The organism is Pedobacter sp. (genome assembly GCF_041645105.1).
GTDB lineage: Bacteria > Bacteroidota > Bacteroidia > Sphingobacteriales > Sphingobacteriaceae > Pedobacter.
In genome coordinates, this window is sequence record NZ_JBAZQQ010000006.1 from 81,315 (window position 1) to 97,233 (window position 15,919).

General features: G+C 33.9%; 17 protein-coding genes. All 17 read left to right on the forward strand.

The annotated features are described in order from the left end of the window. Positions 1-3: 3 nt before the first annotated feature. Genes pseB through WC623_RS18860 form a run of 17 tightly spaced genes read left to right on the forward strand, consistent with a single transcriptional unit; the run spans position 4 to position 15,861 of the window. On the forward strand, positions 4-1,026 hold the full coding sequence (gene pseB / locus WC623_RS18780) for a UDP-N-acetylglucosamine 4,6-dehydratase (inverting) (protein ID WP_372853948.1): 1,023 nt from the start codon (positions 4-6) through the stop codon (positions 1,024-1,026). Beyond that, positions 995-2,209 (forward strand): UDP-4-amino-4,6-dideoxy-N-acetyl-beta-L-altrosamine transaminase, encoded by a 1,215-nt coding sequence (pseC, locus tag WC623_RS18785; RefSeq protein WP_372853950.1) that lies wholly within the window; start codon positions 995-997, stop codon positions 2,207-2,209. The genes pseB and pseC overlap by 32 nt, the downstream gene beginning before the upstream one ends. Continuing rightward, positions 2,190-3,227: a UDP-2,4-diacetamido-2,4,6-trideoxy-beta-L-altropyranose hydrolase gene (gene pseG / locus WC623_RS18790; protein WP_372853952.1), complete on the forward strand. Its 1,038-nt coding sequence runs from the start codon at positions 2,190-2,192 to the stop codon at positions 3,225-3,227. Before pseC ends, pseG begins: the two co-directional genes overlap by 20 nt. Beyond that, positions 3,221-3,682, forward strand: a complete 462-nt coding sequence (locus WC623_RS18795) for a GNAT family N-acetyltransferase (RefSeq protein WP_372853954.1) — start codon at positions 3,221-3,223, stop codon at positions 3,680-3,682. The genes pseG and WC623_RS18795 overlap by 7 nt, the downstream gene beginning before the upstream one ends. 2 nt (positions 3,683-3,684) lie before the next feature. Beyond that, the gene (pseI, locus tag WC623_RS18800) at positions 3,685-4,737 is read left to right on the forward strand and encodes a pseudaminic acid synthase (RefSeq protein WP_372853956.1); all 1,053 of its coding nucleotides are present in this window, start codon (positions 3,685-3,687) and stop codon (positions 4,735-4,737) included. 11 nt (positions 4,738-4,748) lie between these two features. After that, positions 4,749-5,276: a hypothetical protein gene (locus tag WC623_RS18805; protein WP_372853958.1), complete on the forward strand. Its 528-nt coding sequence runs from the start codon at positions 4,749-4,751 to the stop codon at positions 5,274-5,276. 11 nt (positions 5,277-5,287) lie between these two features. Continuing rightward, positions 5,288-6,142 (forward strand): hypothetical protein, encoded by an 855-nt coding sequence (locus WC623_RS18810; RefSeq protein WP_372853960.1) that lies wholly within the window; start codon positions 5,288-5,290, stop codon positions 6,140-6,142. 7 nt (positions 6,143-6,149) lie between these two features. Further along, positions 6,150-6,854 (forward strand): pseudaminic acid cytidylyltransferase, encoded by a 705-nt coding sequence (pseF, locus tag WC623_RS18815; RefSeq protein ID WP_372853962.1) that lies wholly within the window; start codon positions 6,150-6,152, stop codon positions 6,852-6,854. A gap of 1 nt (position 6,855) precedes the next feature. Then, on the forward strand, positions 6,856-7,803 hold the full coding sequence (locus WC623_RS18820; RefSeq protein WP_372853964.1) for a Gfo/Idh/MocA family protein: 948 nt from the start codon (positions 6,856-6,858) through the stop codon (positions 7,801-7,803). 1 nt (position 7,804) lies between these two features. After that, complete coding sequence (locus WC623_RS18825) at positions 7,805-9,100, forward strand: DegT/DnrJ/EryC1/StrS family aminotransferase (RefSeq protein WP_372853966.1); 1,296 nt, start codon at positions 7,805-7,807, stop codon at positions 9,098-9,100. After that, complete coding sequence (locus WC623_RS18830) at positions 9,093-10,070, forward strand: hypothetical protein (protein ID WP_372853968.1); 978 nt, start codon at positions 9,093-9,095, stop codon at positions 10,068-10,070. The genes WC623_RS18825 and WC623_RS18830 overlap by 8 nt, the downstream gene beginning before the upstream one ends. Continuing rightward, positions 10,067-10,606 carry a GNAT family N-acetyltransferase gene (locus WC623_RS18835; protein ID WP_372853970.1) on the forward strand — a complete coding sequence of 180 codons (540 nt, stop codon included), beginning with the start codon at positions 10,067-10,069 and terminating at the stop codon, positions 10,604-10,606. Before WC623_RS18830 ends, WC623_RS18835 begins: the two co-directional genes overlap by 4 nt. After that, on the forward strand, positions 10,603-11,733 hold the full coding sequence (locus WC623_RS18840; protein WP_372853972.1) for an N-acetyl sugar amidotransferase: 1,131 nt from the start codon (positions 10,603-10,605) through the stop codon (positions 11,731-11,733). The genes WC623_RS18835 and WC623_RS18840 overlap by 4 nt, the downstream gene beginning before the upstream one ends. Continuing rightward, positions 11,730-12,359: an imidazole glycerol phosphate synthase subunit HisH gene (gene hisH, locus WC623_RS18845; protein ID WP_372853974.1), complete on the forward strand. Its 630-nt coding sequence runs from the start codon at positions 11,730-11,732 to the stop codon at positions 12,357-12,359. Before WC623_RS18840 ends, hisH begins: the two co-directional genes overlap by 4 nt. Positions 12,360-12,361: 2 nt before the next feature. Further along, the gene (hisF, locus tag WC623_RS18850) at positions 12,362-13,228 is read left to right on the forward strand and encodes an imidazole glycerol phosphate synthase subunit HisF (RefSeq protein ID WP_372853976.1); all 867 of its coding nucleotides are present in this window, start codon (positions 12,362-12,364) and stop codon (positions 13,226-13,228) included. Continuing rightward, positions 13,225-14,469 carry an N-acetyl sugar amidotransferase gene (locus WC623_RS18855; protein WP_372853978.1) on the forward strand — a complete coding sequence of 415 codons (1,245 nt, stop codon included), beginning with the start codon at positions 13,225-13,227 and terminating at the stop codon, positions 14,467-14,469. The genes hisF and WC623_RS18855 overlap by 4 nt, the downstream gene beginning before the upstream one ends. Before the next feature lie 36 nt (positions 14,470-14,505). Next, positions 14,506-15,861: a hypothetical protein gene (locus WC623_RS18860; protein WP_372853980.1), complete on the forward strand. Its 1,356-nt coding sequence runs from the start codon at positions 14,506-14,508 to the stop codon at positions 15,859-15,861. Positions 15,862-15,919 lie beyond the last annotated feature (58 nt).

The following is a 15,919-nucleotide window of genomic DNA, read 5'->3' on the forward strand; positions in this document are numbered from 1 at the left end:
GGTATGTTAGATTTAAGCAACAAAAGTATTTTGATCACGGGAGGCACAGGCTCTTTAGGAAAAGCTTTAACAAAAGAAATAATAACAAAATATCCTAATGTTAGAAGGGTAATTATTTTTTCAAGGGATGAACAAAAGCAGTTCCAAATGGCTCAGGAATATCCTGAAAAACAATATCCACAACTGAGGTTTTTTATAGGGGATGTTAGAGATTCCCAGAGATTAGTAAGAGCATTTAAGGGTGTTGACTATGTGATTCATGCTGCGGCTATGAAACATGTACCAATTGCAGAATACAATCCTGATGAATGTATCAAAACTAATATAAATGGTGCTCAGAATGTTATTCATGCTTGTTTTGAAACAAATGTGCAAAAGGTCGTAGCATTGTCTACTGATAAGGCATGTGCCCCAATCAATTTATATGGTGCAACAAAATTGACGTCAGATAAGCTTTTTGTTGCAGCTAATAACATTAGAGGAGATAGCCCTATAATATTCTCTGTGGTAAGATATGGTAATGTGATGGGATCTAATGGTTCTGTAATTCCTTTCTTCCTAAATAAAAGAGCCGAAGGAAAGCTCCCTATTACCGATTCGGAAATGACGCGTTTCAATATCTCTCTACAAGGTGGAGTTGATATGGTAATGCATGCTTTAGGAAATGCCTGGGGCGGTGAAATATTTATTCCAAAGATTCCCTCTTATAAGATAACAGATGTTGCAACAGCAATCGCGCCAAATTGTGAACAAGTTGTAGTTGGAATTAGGCCAGGAGAGAAAGTTCATGAAGAAATGATTACACCTTCTGATTCATTTTATACGTACGATTTGGGAAAATATTACACCATTTTGCCAGCGACATGCCAATGGAATATTGAAGATTTCAAAAGTACTTTTAATGCTGAATTGGTAAAGCCAGGTTTTGCGTATAATTCTGGAGAAAATACAGAGTGGGAAACAATAGATACTTTAAGATCTCTAATTAAAGAACATGTCGACTCAAGTTTTGAATGTAATGGATAATAATGCAACCATTCCTTATGGTAAACAGAACATAACTCAGGAAGATATTCAGAATGTTATCGAAGCCTTGCAATCAGACTATTTGACCCAAGGACCAAGAATTTTAGAATTTGAATTGGAGTTTGCTAAATATATAGGATGTGAATATGCTGTGTCAGTGGCGAATGGAACAGCTGCACTGCATTTATGTGCGTTAGCTTTAGGTGTTAAAGATGGAGACAAAGTAATTACTACACCGATTACTTTTGCCGCGTCTGCTAATTGTATACGTTATTGTGGTGGTGAAGCAGTATTCTCAGATATCAATCCTGAAACATATCTGATTGATATTGAAAAGATAAAGATATTGCTAGATTCTTCTCCAAAAGGAACGTATAAAGGAATTATCCCTGTTGATTTTGCCGGAAGAGCTGTTAACTTAGAGGAGTTGAAGATTTTAGCAGACGAATATAATTTGTGGATTATAGAGGATGCTTGCCATGCTCCCGGGGGGTACTTTATTGATAAGGACGACAATCAGCAAAATTGTGGAAATGGTAATTTTGCAGATTTGGCAATTTTTTCATTCCATCCTGTAAAACATATTGCTTGTGGTGAAGGGGGGATGATTACAACTAATAATAAAGAGCTTTATCAAAAACTGCTTATTTTGCGGTCACACGGAATTACCAAACAGGAAGATAAATTTGCGAATTCTATTGAATTTGCTGGTGGAAAAGATGAGTACCCAGGTTGGTATATGGAGATGCAAAGTTTAGGTTTCAATTATCGTTTAACAGATTTTCAAGCAGCTTTAGGTACAAGTCAATTGAAGAGAGCAGACGAAGGCCTTGTGAAAAGACGAGAAATTGCGCATATCTACGAAGAAGAATTCAGAGGACAGACTTTTATAAAAGGGCAGTCTGGAGTGATCGATGGACATGCTTATCATTTGTATGTAATTGAAGTTGAGGATCGGTTAGGTTTATATAATTATTTGAGAATGCATAATATTTTTGCTCAGATACATTATATCCCTTGTCATCTAATGCCATACTATCGACAGTTTGGCTATAAAGAAAATGATTTTCAAGACGCAGAAAAGTATTATAAACATTGTATTAGCCTACCAATGTATCCGACACTTACGAAACAACAACAGCAATTTGTAATCAAAACCATTAATGACTTTTATAAAAAATAGGATATTATTTAGGGCAGATGGCAATAGTAAAATAGGACTGGGACATATTATGAGATGCATTGCATTATCGCAAATGTTAAGGGGCGATTTTCACTGTAGCTTTATAATTTCACACCCAAGTGAGTCTTTGAAAACAATCATTGCTCCGTTTGGTGAGTTAATCGAATTGAAGTCGATGGACATGGATGGCGAACTTTTAGAAATAGAGTCCTTTGTATGTAAAGCAGATATTATGGTTGTTGATGGGTATGCATTTGACGAAAAGTATATTGGTTATTTAAATGCTAAAGTTCATAAATTAGTAATTATTGATGACTTCGCAGTCGGATATTTTGATTCTGCTATAGTACTAAATCATGCAAATGAATCCCTAATTTATTCCTATAAGACAAGTAGAAACACGAAGGTTCTGTGCGGTTTCAATTATCTTATGCTGAGACCTGAGTTTCTTAAGGCTGCTAGAACTAATAGGTCTGTATGTCAAGTAGATACTGTTTTTGTGTGTATGGGCGGTGCAGATCCTACAAATGTAACGATTAAGGTTCTGGAGGGTTGCATAAAAACCAAGTTTATCAAAGAGATCATTGTTGTTACTGGTTCAGCATACGCAAATCAACAAGAGTTGGCAAGTTTTATTAAAAAAGCTGGTACCGATATTAAAATTGTTAATCATATCAATGTTGATGCAAATACAATGGTCAAGTTGATCTCCTCCTCACAAATTTGCATTTGTCCAGCAAGTTCAATAGCATTGGAGGTATGTTGTGTAAAAGCTGCTTTACTAACGGGAACAACAGCCAACAATCAAAAGCTAATTCATGAACAACTTTTGAATGCCAGTTGTGCTAATTCAGTTGGTGATTTTAATCATGTCAATGTGGACGAGATAAGTATCAAATTACAGAAATTTGCTTCTGTTAGTCTAGTTAATCAAATGATAAAAAATCAGTTCCACAATATTGATGGACAATCTGCTGATAGGATTTTGGATGAATTTAAATTACTTGTTGCATGTTGACATTTAGGAAAGCAAATTTAGGAGACATAGATCTATTATTTAATTGGGCCAATGATCCATTAGCTAGAATCAATTCTTACCAAAAAAATGAAATAACCTATATTGATCATGTTGAGTGGTTTAATAAGCAAATTTTAGATGTAAATAATCACTTTTATATTTTCTTAGATGAGGATGGAGTAGCTGTAGGACAGGTTAGGATAAATGCAGGTAATCAGGAAAATGCTGTAATTAGTTTGCAAGTTGATGTAGATTTTAGGGGGAAAGGATATGCCAAGGAAATGATAGAAATGGCATCAAATGATTTTCTTGAAACTAATAAAGGGGTACAATTATTAGCGTATATTTTTAAAACAAACGAGGCATCGTATAAGAGCTTTAAAAAAGCTGGGTTTGAATTATTAAAAGAAGAAATTGTGAAGGATATTCCTAGTTATATTTTATACAAAAATTAAGGATGAGAGAACATATTAAAATTGGTGATATATTAATAGGCGATGATCTAAAACCATTCATTATTGCCGAAATGAGTGGTAATCATAACCAATCAATTGAAAAAGCATTGGCAATTATTGATGCAGCTGCAGAAGCTGGAGCACATGCCATTAAATTACAAACTTATACTGCTGATACATTAACAATTAATGTATCTCATGATGAATTTAGGATTAAAGATCCCAATTCCTTATGGAAGGATAGGAATCTTTATGAACTATATCAAGAAGCCTATACTCCATGGGAATGGCATAAAGCACTATTTGATCGGGCAAAGGAAAAGGGAATGATTTGTTTTAGTACCCCTTTTGATGATACTTCTGTAGATTTTTTGGAAGAACTCGGGGTTGAAGTATATAAGATTGCCTCATTTGAAAACAATCACCTTCCACTTTTGAAGAAAGTAGCGAAAACAGGTAAACCAGTAATTATGTCTACAGGAATATCGACACTTGCGGATATAGAAATTGCAGTAGCTACACTAAGGGAAAACGGATGTAATCAGCTGGTGTTACTTAAGTGCACAAGTACCTACCCATCGAGCCCAGAAAATACAAACTTATTGACTATTCCACATATGGCTCAGTTATTTAATTGCCATGTTGGACTCTCAGATCATACATTAGGGATTGGGGTGTCTGTAGCAGCTGTTGCGTTGGGTGCTAGGGTTATTGAAAAGCATTTTACTATTGATAGAGCTGAGGGTGGAGTCGATTCTGCTTTTTCATTAGAACCTGCAGAATTTAAGATGCTAGTAGAAGAGTCTGAGAGAGCTTATTTAGGAATAGGAAATGTAACCTATGGCATTATGGAAGCGGAGAAAAAGAGTCAAATGTTTAAACGCTCTATTTATGTTGTTGAAGATATGAATGAAGGAGAAATATTTAATGAGCAAAACATTCGGATTATTAGACCAGGATTAGGGATTTCTCCAAAATATTTTGAAACAATGCTTGGGAAAAAAATAAATAGATCCGTTAAAAAAGGTACACCGCTTACTTTTGATTTGATTTAATCGTAATAACTATGGGACTAGGCCTAGGAATTGGTAAGATATTTAAAATTGAGTGGCAGATTACAAAACATTTAAAAATATCTAGATTTTTCTACTATAATATTCCGTTTTTTGGTAAATTAATAAGTGTTACGATGGATCGCTTTTTATTTATAGTTTATGGTATTGAACTTATGTCATTCTCCATCAATGTAAGTAAATTGTCTATTACCCATCCTGGTGGAATATTGCTTGGAGGAAATGGCGTTTTCTCGACGGGTAGGGTTGTAATAATGTCGGGAGTGAAATTAGGAGGTCGATCGCCGAATGACGAGCTTTACCTGAAAAAGCACAAAGAACAAAGAGTTTTTGAGTTTGGCGATAATGTTGTGATTGGTACGAGCTCAATCATTTTAGGACCAGTAACTATTTGCGATAATGTAATGATTGGATCAATGTCACTAGTTAATAAATCAATAACCGAACCTGGCATTTACGTAGGAATTCCTGCTAAGAAAATTTCTAGCCAAGTATGTTATGATTGGATTTCTCATTTGTAAATTTTAGAATAATGAAAAAATTGAAGTATAAGATTAACTTTCTACGGGCTCATTTGATTGCTTTACGTAAGTTTTCAATGCTGTCAAACATAAGCCTTAGATCGTTTTCTAAGCCAGAGCCACCTATTTTAGAGAGTACTTCTCTAATAAACGAAATAGGTTTTACTGTTGGCCCAACTTGTTCTGACGAAACTCTGGAGGGGATTAAATCAATTTATCAAAGTAGGATTGCTGAAGTTATTCCTAAACCTACGGGTGCACCATTTAAGAATTTGATGCGTGATGAAGATGTAACTATTGATAATCCAATCATTAAACTTGCTTTTTCAAAAGAAATATTAGATCCTGCAATGGACTATTTTGGTGGGAAACTTCTATTCGAGAGTTTACAGGTATTATATAGCTACCCAACTGAGGGGAAATTAAGGGAAAGTCAATATTGGCATAAAGATTTTGGGGATAGCAAATCATTTCATGGAATTATGTACCTAAATGATGTGAATACTGTTGATCAAGGACCTTTTGTTTTTATCAATAGAACCGATTCAAAAAAAATGAAACGCTCCGTTTTGATTAGAAGAATTAATGATGAAGACTTTAAAAAAGAACTAGGGGATGGTAGGGTTGAATATTTTTATGGTAAGGCTGGTGAATCTATTTTTGTAGATCCAGCTGCCTGTTATCATTATGGTAGCCGATGTAAAGAAGGTAGATTAGCTATATTTTTTACGTTCAATAGCTCTACACCATATGTAATCATTCCTGGACTAATTCAAAAGAATAAGGAAAAATTCCTAGAGATAGGTAAAACTTTACGACCTGATATACCTGAACAAAAGTTAAAAGATCTATTTGAGATAAATTAACAAAACTATGAAAAAATGCCTTGCCATCATTACTGCTCGCGGTGGGAGCAAAAGAATTCCCAGAAAAAATATTAAAGAGTTTCTAGGAAGTCCGATTATCAAATACTCAATAGATGCAGCTTTAAAAGCTGGTTGTTTTGATGAAGTTATGGTATCTACTGATGATAATGAAATTGCAGAATTGGCTATTTCACTCGGTGCAAAAGTACCTTTCTTAAGATCTAAAGAAAATTCCAATGATTTTGCAACCACAGCAGAGGTTATCACTGAAGTGTTAGAAATGTATAGCGAAATTGGGCAAGAGTTTGAATATGCATGCTGTATTTATCCGACCGCGCCATTTGTAACTGCTGAAAAATTAAATAAAGCTTATCATTTACTATTAGAAAAAAATGCGGAAACAGTTGTACCAGTTGTTAGTTTTGGTTTTCCTATACTAAGATCATTCAAAATCGAGAATGGACTTATTAAAATGAATTGGCCTGAACATATCAATACCAGATCTCAGGACCTGCCACCGGCATACCATGATTGTGGGCAGTTTTATTTTATACAAACAGCTTTGTTTATGCAAAATAAAAAGCTGTTTTCTGATGTTTCTGTGGGTCTGGAAATGCCGGAGTCAGAAGTTCAGGATATCGATACTGAAGAAGACTGGAAAGTAGCAGAAATTAAGTATACTTTCCTCTTGAATAAAATGAGGAAAGAATAATATGTATAAGGTATTGGTAATCGGTTGTGGAAATATTGGTGCTCAGTATGACATTGATAATGATGACGTGCAAACACATGTAAAGGCATGGTATTTAAATTCCCGAACTGAAGTTAGTATCTATGACATCAATAGCGGACTTGCAAAACAGGTAGCCGAAAAATATCAATGTAAAATTGTTACTGATACTACTCCTGAGACATTAGCCGCATTTGATATTATAAGTATTTGTACACCTACATTTACTCATTATCAACTTTTGCGGGATGCAATTGATGCTAAAGTGAAGACGATCATTTGCGAAAAGCCGATCTCAAATGACAACGTTGAAATGGCAAAACTCAAAGATGCCTATGGTGTTGGACAATCGAAAATATTGGTAAACTACATCAGAAGATTTCAGCCAGATTTTTTAGAACTGAAAGAATACATAAATACGAACCTTAATAATGAGCAATTAACAAATATTGCTATTAGATACCAACGGGGATTTGTAAATAATTGTAGTCATGCTATGGATCTTTTAGAATTTTTAATGGATTCAGAAATTACATTAAATGAAGTGAAAATACATAATATGGAATTCGATCAGTTTGAAAATGATCCAACCTTGTCTTTTCAAGCATTCTGGAATAAAACTAATATAAGTGTTTTAGGCCTTAGTCGTGTACAGTTTTCTCATTTTGAGGTTGATTTATATTTTGAAAAATATAAAATATCAATAATAAATGCTGGCAATACTATTGATGTTTATAAAGCCGCTGATCAATCAGGATTTTTACAACCTTTAATACTTCAAGAAAATTTAAGCAAAAAAAAATGTCTGAAAAATTATATGAATTCTGTAATACTTGAAAGTTTAAAACTTACAGATAATCGTAGTTTAGAAGACAACTTTTTAACTTCGATAAACCTAAATCTTAAAATGTTAAATTATAAAAATAAATAGTATGGCAAAGTTAGCAATAAATGGAGGCGAAGCCATAAGAACTAAGCTTTTTCCTGCTTATAATACAATTGGACAGGAAGAAAAAGATGCCGTGATGAAAGTCTTGGATACCGGCAATCTTTCTCAGTTTTTGGGAGCGTATCACAGTGATTTCTTAGGTGGTCCAACTGTTAGGGCTTTCGAATCAGCTTGGGCTGAAGCCTTTAATGTTAAACATGCGGTATCTGTAAACTCGAATACATCAGGTTTATTTACAGCTATGGGGGCAATTGGTATTCAGCCAGGAGATGAAGTTATCGTATCTCCCTATTCAATGTCTGCCAGCGCAATCGCTCCCCTTGTTTATGGTGGTATTCCCATTTTTGCTGATATCGATCCAGTAACATTTTGTATGTCGGCGGAGAGTATAAAAGCTTGTATCACCCCACGGACTAAAGCCATTTTGATCGTTCATATTTTTGGACATCCTGCAGAAATGGATAGCATTATGGCTTTAGCTAAGCAACATAATCTGTATGTTATTGAGGACTGCGCACAGGCGCCAATGGCTAAATATAAAGGCCAAAACGTTGGTACAATTGGTGATTTAGGTGTTTTTAGTTTAAACTATCATAAACATATCCATACAGGAGAGGGTGGTGTAATTACGTCAAATGATAGTAATTTGATAGACCGCTGTCAGATGATTCGTAACCATGCAGAAAATGTTGTTGGTCCAAAAGCTATTGAAGACCTTACCAATATGATTGGTTTTAATTATCGCATGACAGAAATAGAATGTGCTATTGGAATTCAGCAGTTAAAGAAATTACCGTCGTTATTGACTGAAAGATTAAAGAACGTTTACTATCTAAACTCACAATTGAGTAGCATAAGCGGTTTAGAATTGCAGCCAATACCAACAGAGGGTTCAGTGCATACTTATTATGTACATCCAATAAAGTTTAATAAAAATATTGTTGGAATTGATCGAAATACTTTTGTTAATGCCTTGAAAGCAGAATTGCCTTCAGCGGTTTTAAGAGAAACGGCCCCTTTATTAGGTGCAGGTTATGTAATGCCAATATACTTACAGCCACTCTATCAAAAGAAAGCAGCTTGGGCATATGAACATCAACTGACTGACAAGAATTTAACTTACCCAAAGGGATTATGTCCAATTACCGAAAAAATGCACTATGATACGTTATTCACGCATGAGTTTATGCGCCCAGGAATGACAAATGTAGATTTAGATGATGTAGTGAATGCTTTTCATAAAATATTTGAGAATTTAGACGAACTAAAAAGTGTTTAAGCAGAAACCCGGGGATAAAATTCTTATTGTATTTAGTGATCCAGGAGGAGCTAAGCCTTGTTTAGCTATTGCTGATGAAATTGATCCATCAGGTTTATTGGTCATTTCTGATCGTGAATATTCTTTTTATACCGATTTTCGGTCTAAAGTCACTATTATAAATTCGGATCTTGAACTTGAAAAAATAATAGATGATTTTAAACCAAATTTAATATTTACTGGTACTTCCTATACATCAAATATTGAAAAGACTACTATCCTTTTGGCAAAAAGAAGAGGGATACATATAAAGTCTTTTGTAGATCATTGGACTTCTATTTCCAATAGATTTAGAGATGACAAAGGGAATTTAAATTTACCTAATGATATTTGGGTTTTAGATGAAAGAGCAAGACTAATTGCTGTTGATGAAGGAATAAGTTCAGAAAGCTTATATATATCAGGAAATCCGTATCATATGTGGCTAAAAAACTGGAAACCTAAAATCACGCGTGAATTATTCTTTAAGAATATTGGTTTAGACACAGAAAAGAGAATCATCCTTTTCGCACCAGATCCTCTTTCTAATGTAAATGGTTTAGATACTTATGGTTTTGATGAACTTTCGGCTTCTATTAAATTGGTAAATTGTGTTAATGACTCGTCTGTTGAGTTCAGAGATGCTACACAGATTCTAGTTAAAATGCACCCGAATCAAGTTGTTAAAGAATTGGAGAATATATTCTTTGGGCAAGCCAATTTCACTATTTTACCACCTGAAATTAATACTAATGAAAGCATATACTTCTCTGATATTGTTGTTGGTTTTTTTTCATCCATACTAATTGAAGCCGATTTAATGGATAAGCCAGTTGTTAGGTTTTTTGAAAAGGATTCAAAAAATGATCCTCTTATAGATCAGGACTTGGGGATTAAAACCAATGAAGACAATTTAATTATTGATATTTTAAAAAAACTGTCGATCAAATGAATTTAGAAACTTTTTTAGAAAGCGAAAGAATATATTTAAGGGCACTAAATGAAAGTGATATAAAAGGTAATTACGCCCTGTGGCTAAACGATCCTGAAATTACTTATTTCAACGCTCATGGAAGGTTCCCAATGACTGAGGATAAATTGTTAAGCTATATCAGCAGTGTTAATTCTTCAAAATCGGACTTGGTATTAGCTATTATTGATCGGACCAATAATCAACATATTGGAAATATAAGTTTACAAAATATCAATTGGATTGATAGTAATGCAGAAATTGCTTTTCTGCTAGGTGATAAGAGTTATTGGGGTAAAGGAATTATGTACGAAGCGGGCTGCCTGATGGTAAATCATGGATTTAAATTTTTAAATTTACACAGGATTTATTGCGGGACGTCAGTTGTCAATCTAGGTATGCAGAAATTAGCAGAGAAACTAGGAATGAGAAAAGAAGGGCTAAGGAGACATGCTATTTTTAAGCATGGTCAATATGTTGATATTGTTGAGTATGGGATTTTATCTAGTGAATTATGAAATATTGTAAGAAGTGTTTACAAGTCGATACTCGTCCAGGTACAAAGTTTGATGATAAAGGCGTTTGTCCAGCCTGTAATTATTTCGAGACCTTAAAAACGGTAGATTGGGACGAGAGACGAAAGGAATTAGATGGTATTGTAGCCTTCGGTAAGGCCAATTCGCACTCTGGATATGATTGTATCATTGGTGTAAGTGGTGGTAAAGATAGCACTCGCCAAGCGTTTTTTGTGAAAGACGTATTAAAGATGAACCCCCTATTAGTGAGCTTGGGGTATCCCCCAGAACAGGTAACACAGAGAGGTGTTGATAACGTTTCTAATATGGTTGCTCATGGATTTGATTGTATATCTATTAACCCAGGGCCAAAGGTTTGGAAAAAGTTAATGCGTAAAGGATTCTTTGAATATACTAATTGGGCAAAATCAACAGAGCTGGCATTATTCAGTAGTGTTCCCAGATTAGCTATTGCATATCAAATACCTTTAATATGGTGGGGCGAAAATTCTGCGTTGCAATTAGGAGATTTAAATGTAATGGGGAAAAGTGGGAGTGATGGTAATAATTTGAGAAAAATGAATACGCTTGGTGGTGGGGATATTACCTGGATGCTAAATGATGAAATAAAAAAGCGAGATATTCTTCAATATAACTACCCTTCAGAAAAGGAAATGGAAGATGCTAATTTGAGAATTACATTTTTAGGCTATTTTTGGAAAGACTGGTCTTTAGTTGATAATGGTAACTTCTCTGCTTTGCGAGGTTTAGATATTAGAAATGAATCGCCAAAGGATATAGGAGACCCATTGGGAATTACATCATTAGATGAAGACTGGGTTGGATTGAATCAAATGATAAAATATTTGAAATTTGGATTTGGCCGTATAAGTGACTATGTGAACGAAGATATCCGCTTAGGAAGGATGACTCGTGATGAGGCAATTACATTAAACAAAAAGTATGACGGGGCTTGTTCGCCTAAATATATAAAGAGTTTTTGTGATTATATTGATATTTCAGAAGCGCAATTTTGGGAAAAAGTTGATCAGTCTGTTAATAAGGATTTATTTGAGAAAGATGAAAATCATAGATGGGTTCCAAAATTTGAGGTAGGTGTAGGTTTATGAGTTTAAAGAAAAATATTGTAATCATTGATTACGGAGTCGGTAATACTTATTCAGTTTCTAATGCAATTAAATATTTAGGATATAACAAATTGGTTATTTCTGATGATGAGAATGTCATTAAGAATGCAGATGTACTTATTTTACCAGGGGTTGGGGCATTCGAAGAAGCTGCAAACAATTTAAGATCTAGAAGTCTTGACGTAATTCTTAATGAAGAGGTTCTTAATAAGAAAAAACCAATTCTTGGTATCTGTGTTGGAATGCAGTTGATGGCGACACTATCTGAAGAGAATGGGATTCATTATGGATTGAATTGGATTGAAGGCCGAGTGAAGAAATTACAATTGCCAAAGGAGTTTGCAATTCCCCATGTTGGGTGGAATGACGTTTCAATAAATCATGTTGAACCATTATTTAGTCGAAATTCCAAAGATTCAAATTTCTATTTTGATCATAGTTACTATCTTGATTGTGACTCAAATTATGTTAGTGCTTATTGTGATTATCATATTAAAGTGACGGCTGCAGTACAGAAAGAAAATATATTTGGAGTTCAGTTCCATCCAGAAAAAAGTCAAACAAATGGTTTAAAATTATTTAGAGATTTTTTCAATTCAATTAAATAGTCATGCTAAAAAAGAGAGTCGCTGCAAGTTTAGTTGTTAAAGACGGGATTGTAGTTCAAAGTATCGGGTTTAAAAAATATTTGCCAGTAGGAAAACCTACAATTGCCATTGAATTTTTAAATAAATGGGGGATTGATGAGATTATACTGGTAGATATTAGTGCTACTAAAAATCATCAAGAACCTGACTTTTTGATGATAAAAAATGCTGCGTTAAAATGTCATGTTCCATTAACAATAGGAGGCGGTATAAAGACTATTGATCAGATTAGAGAATTGATGCATTGTGGAGCAGATAAAATTTCATTAAATCAGTCTGCATTACTAAATAGAAAACTTATTTCAGGAGCTGCCAATGTTTTTGGAGATCAATGCGTAGTGATATCTATTGATGCCTTGAAAACTGATAAAGGATATCAAGTTTTTGATTATGTGAATCAGAAAGCACTTGATCTTTCGATAGTTGAATTTACTAAGGAGGTACAAGATTTAGGGGCTGGAGAGATTCTGATTAATTCCGTAAATAGAGACGGTTCTTATTTGGGTTATGACCTGGATTTAATAGATAGTGTTTGTGAAGTAGCTAATGTGCCAGTTATTTGTTGCGGAGGGGCAAAAAATGCAAATGATTTTATTAAAGTATTTAATGAAACAAATGTTTCCGCCGCTTGTGCAGCTAATTTTTTCCATTTTACGGAACATAGTGTAAATATTACAAAATCGATAATTAAAAGGAATTTGGATATCAGATTGGAGACTTTTGCGGATTATAATGATTCTGAGTACGATGGTCAACTGCGCTTAAATAAGAAGACGGAAGAGGTTTTGGAAAATATGTTGTTTATTAGGATAGAAAAAGAAGTTATATGATATACTGCTCACGTTGCCTTTATCCTGAGAATCATCCGCTAAATATAGTATTTAATGAAGATGGTGTATGTAGTGGATGTACTGTTCATGAAGAAAAAGATACTTTAGATTGGAATTCTCGATTCGATAAATTAAAGGATATTTTTGATAATTATAAGAACTTATCAAATACTAACTATGATTGCATAATTCCTGTAAGCGGGGCTAGGGATTCATTTTTTATTGTTCATACAGTAAAAAATGTATTAGGAATGAATCCATTGTTAGTTACCTATAATAAACATTACAATACTGACGTTGGAGTTAGAAACCTTGCCAAGTTACGAATGGAGTTTGATTGTGATATTATGACGTTAACGGTGAACCCTGAAACAGTCAAAAAAATAACGAGAGCAAGCTTGCGTCAAATGGGTAGTATTTATTGGCATTGTTTAGCAGGACAAACTGTATATCCGGTTCAAGTGGCGGTCAAATTTAAGATTCCATTAATTATTTGGGGTGCTCATCAAGGTGTTGATCAAGTAGGAATGTTTTCTCATTTGGATGAAGTAGAAATGACGAGAAAATATAGGAAAGAACATGATTTAATGGGCTTTGAGGCAGAGGATTTTATCAATGAATTTGATGGGATAACAGAACAAGATATAGTGCAATTTAAATACCCTGACGACAAAGAGCTAGAACGGATAGGTGTAAGGGGTATATATTTAAATAATTACATTAGGTGGGATACTAAGGCGCAACACGAAGAGATGATTCGTAGCTATAATTATGAAACCCACGAACAAACAAGAACGTTTGATACTTATAATGATATAGACTGTTATAATTATTCAGATGTGCATGATTATATTAAGTTCCTTAAACATGGGTATGGAAAAGTGACAGATCATGCTTCCAGGGAAATTAGATTAAGAAGGATGACAAGGGAGCAGGGATTAGAGTTAGTTAAAGAGTATATTCAGAAGCCACCTGTTAATTTAGATAAATTTTTAGATTGGATTGGTATTTCTATAAATAGTTTCAATTATCTTATAGATCAGCATAGAAATAAGAATCTTTGGAAAAGAAATGACAATTGGGAATGGGAGTTAAACTCTTCCTATCTCTTCCCGAAAATAAATCAGGATATTAACCGACTGAAACAGGTTGAAGAATTTTCAAAATTTGTTGTTACACCATCTTATCAATCAACTGATAGTACAGATGAATATATCTTATTTGGTAAAGGGTTTGTTTAATAAAATGTCTCAATATTATATTCTACTAAGAAAATTATGAATAGAAAACCATTAGTGCTTTTTTTTTCACGCGATTATCAATCAAATTTTTTTCCTGTATTAGTCTCGGATACTTATGATTCAATCCATGTAACGCTAAATTTAAAAGAAAAGAAAAATGTTGAGGAGCGTGGGGGAGTGGTAGTTGGTTGTTTAGAGGAGGAGTATGAAAACCTTAAAGAAGCAGATATTGACTTTCCTTATTTAGATCATTCCGTTGGATCAGATAGATATATAGTTGGTCACACACAGGAAGAAAGACTCCAGATTCTCAAGAAATGTGTCTTTTTTTGGGCCGATATTTACGATAAATATAAACCTAATTTCATCGTTAATGAAGTAGTTGCATTGGAGATTTCTGAGGTAATGTATATAGAGGCGCGTAAAAGAAATATAAGATACCTCGCCTTTGGAGCATTTCCAGTTGGAAAATCGTTTTACTGGCATGTGAATCCTTTTCATAGCTCGATGCCTGAAAGGTTAAATATTATCCAACCTAGTGAAGAGAATTTAAAAGATGCTCAGGCATATGTAGATAAGGTTAATTCTGGGCCAATAGACAATCCATTTATTAAGGAGTATAAGCTTGGAAAAGATGTATCAAGGCTTAAGATTCTGATAAAACAGCTAATTCTAAATATCTATATTCGGTTTGCTGTTAAACGTAAGATTATTAGGCAAATTTGTTATGGAAATGCGATGGATTACTTCTTTAATGAGATTAGGCATTATTTTAATTATGTATTAAGAAGTGGCTCATATGATAGTTTGTCGAATTTGAAGAATAATGATGAATGTGTATTTTATCCAATGCATTTTGAACCTGAGGCGACTCTATTTTATATGTCGACCTATTATGATAATCAATTTGCATTAGTTGAAAACCTTTTAAAATGCTTGCCGGAAGATCAATTTTTGGTTGTTAAAGAGCATCCCGCGCAAGCTGGATATTTAATGCAAAAACACTGGAGAAATCTTAAAAATAGATTTCCAAGTTTAAGATTTATCAAGGCTGAGATTTCCTCTAAGGAAATTATTTTACGGTCAAGGGTTGTAGTAACTTTGGTCAGCACCGCAGGGTTTGAAGCTGCAGTACTTGGAAAGCCTGTAATAGTACTTGGGAAGATATATTTTGATATTTTTGATAACGTTAATTATTGTGCAACATTTGAAGATGTTTATGATTTACTTAGAGGACATAAGCAATTCAATAAAGGGACTAATTTACTAACTTATCTAGCTAAATTAATCGCTATGCAAAATGTAGGCAATCCATGGCCCCATGGAGAGTTGTATAGTAAGAAAAATATCGATGACGTGAGATATGCCATAGAAAGTGAAATGAGTTCATGAAAAATTATTTCGAAAAATATGGGTACATAGCAGTTACTATATTTAGCTCTCTAGTAAC

What these genes read in the sequence shown, in the direction of transcription:
- pseB (WP_372853948.1), top strand. Translation starts at nt 4, where the DNA reads ATGTTAGATTTAAGCAACAAAAGTATTTTGATCACGGGAGGCACAGGC.
- pseC (WP_372853950.1), top strand. Translation starts at nt 995, where the DNA reads ATGTCGACTCAAGTTTTGAATGTAATGGATAATAATGCAACCATTCCT.
- pseG (WP_372853952.1), top strand. Translation starts at nt 2,190, where the DNA reads ATGACTTTTATAAAAAATAGGATATTATTTAGGGCAGATGGCAATAGT.
- WC623_RS18795 (WP_372853954.1), top strand. Translation starts at nt 3,221, where the DNA reads ATGTTGACATTTAGGAAAGCAAATTTAGGAGACATAGATCTATTATTT.
- pseI (WP_372853956.1), top strand. Translation starts at nt 3,685, where the DNA reads ATGAGAGAACATATTAAAATTGGTGATATATTAATAGGCGATGATCTA.
- WC623_RS18805 (WP_372853958.1), top strand. Translation starts at nt 4,749, where the DNA reads ATGGGACTAGGCCTAGGAATTGGTAAGATATTTAAAATTGAGTGGCAG.
- WC623_RS18810 (WP_372853960.1), top strand. Translation starts at nt 5,288, where the DNA reads ATGAAAAAATTGAAGTATAAGATTAACTTTCTACGGGCTCATTTGATT.
- pseF (WP_372853962.1), top strand. Translation starts at nt 6,150, where the DNA reads ATGAAAAAATGCCTTGCCATCATTACTGCTCGCGGTGGGAGCAAAAGA.
- WC623_RS18820 (WP_372853964.1), top strand. Translation starts at nt 6,856, where the DNA reads ATGTATAAGGTATTGGTAATCGGTTGTGGAAATATTGGTGCTCAGTAT.
- WC623_RS18825 (WP_372853966.1), top strand. Translation starts at nt 7,805, where the DNA reads ATGGCAAAGTTAGCAATAAATGGAGGCGAAGCCATAAGAACTAAGCTT.
- WC623_RS18835 (WP_372853970.1), top strand. Translation starts at nt 10,067, where the DNA reads ATGAATTTAGAAACTTTTTTAGAAAGCGAAAGAATATATTTAAGGGCA.
- WC623_RS18840 (WP_372853972.1), top strand. Translation starts at nt 10,603, where the DNA reads ATGAAATATTGTAAGAAGTGTTTACAAGTCGATACTCGTCCAGGTACA.
- hisH (WP_372853974.1), top strand. Translation starts at nt 11,730, where the DNA reads ATGAGTTTAAAGAAAAATATTGTAATCATTGATTACGGAGTCGGTAAT.
- hisF (WP_372853976.1), top strand. Translation starts at nt 12,362, where the DNA reads ATGCTAAAAAAGAGAGTCGCTGCAAGTTTAGTTGTTAAAGACGGGATT.
- WC623_RS18855 (WP_372853978.1), top strand. Translation starts at nt 13,225, where the DNA reads ATGATATACTGCTCACGTTGCCTTTATCCTGAGAATCATCCGCTAAAT.
- WC623_RS18860 (WP_372853980.1), top strand. Translation starts at nt 14,506, where the DNA reads ATGAATAGAAAACCATTAGTGCTTTTTTTTTCACGCGATTATCAATCA.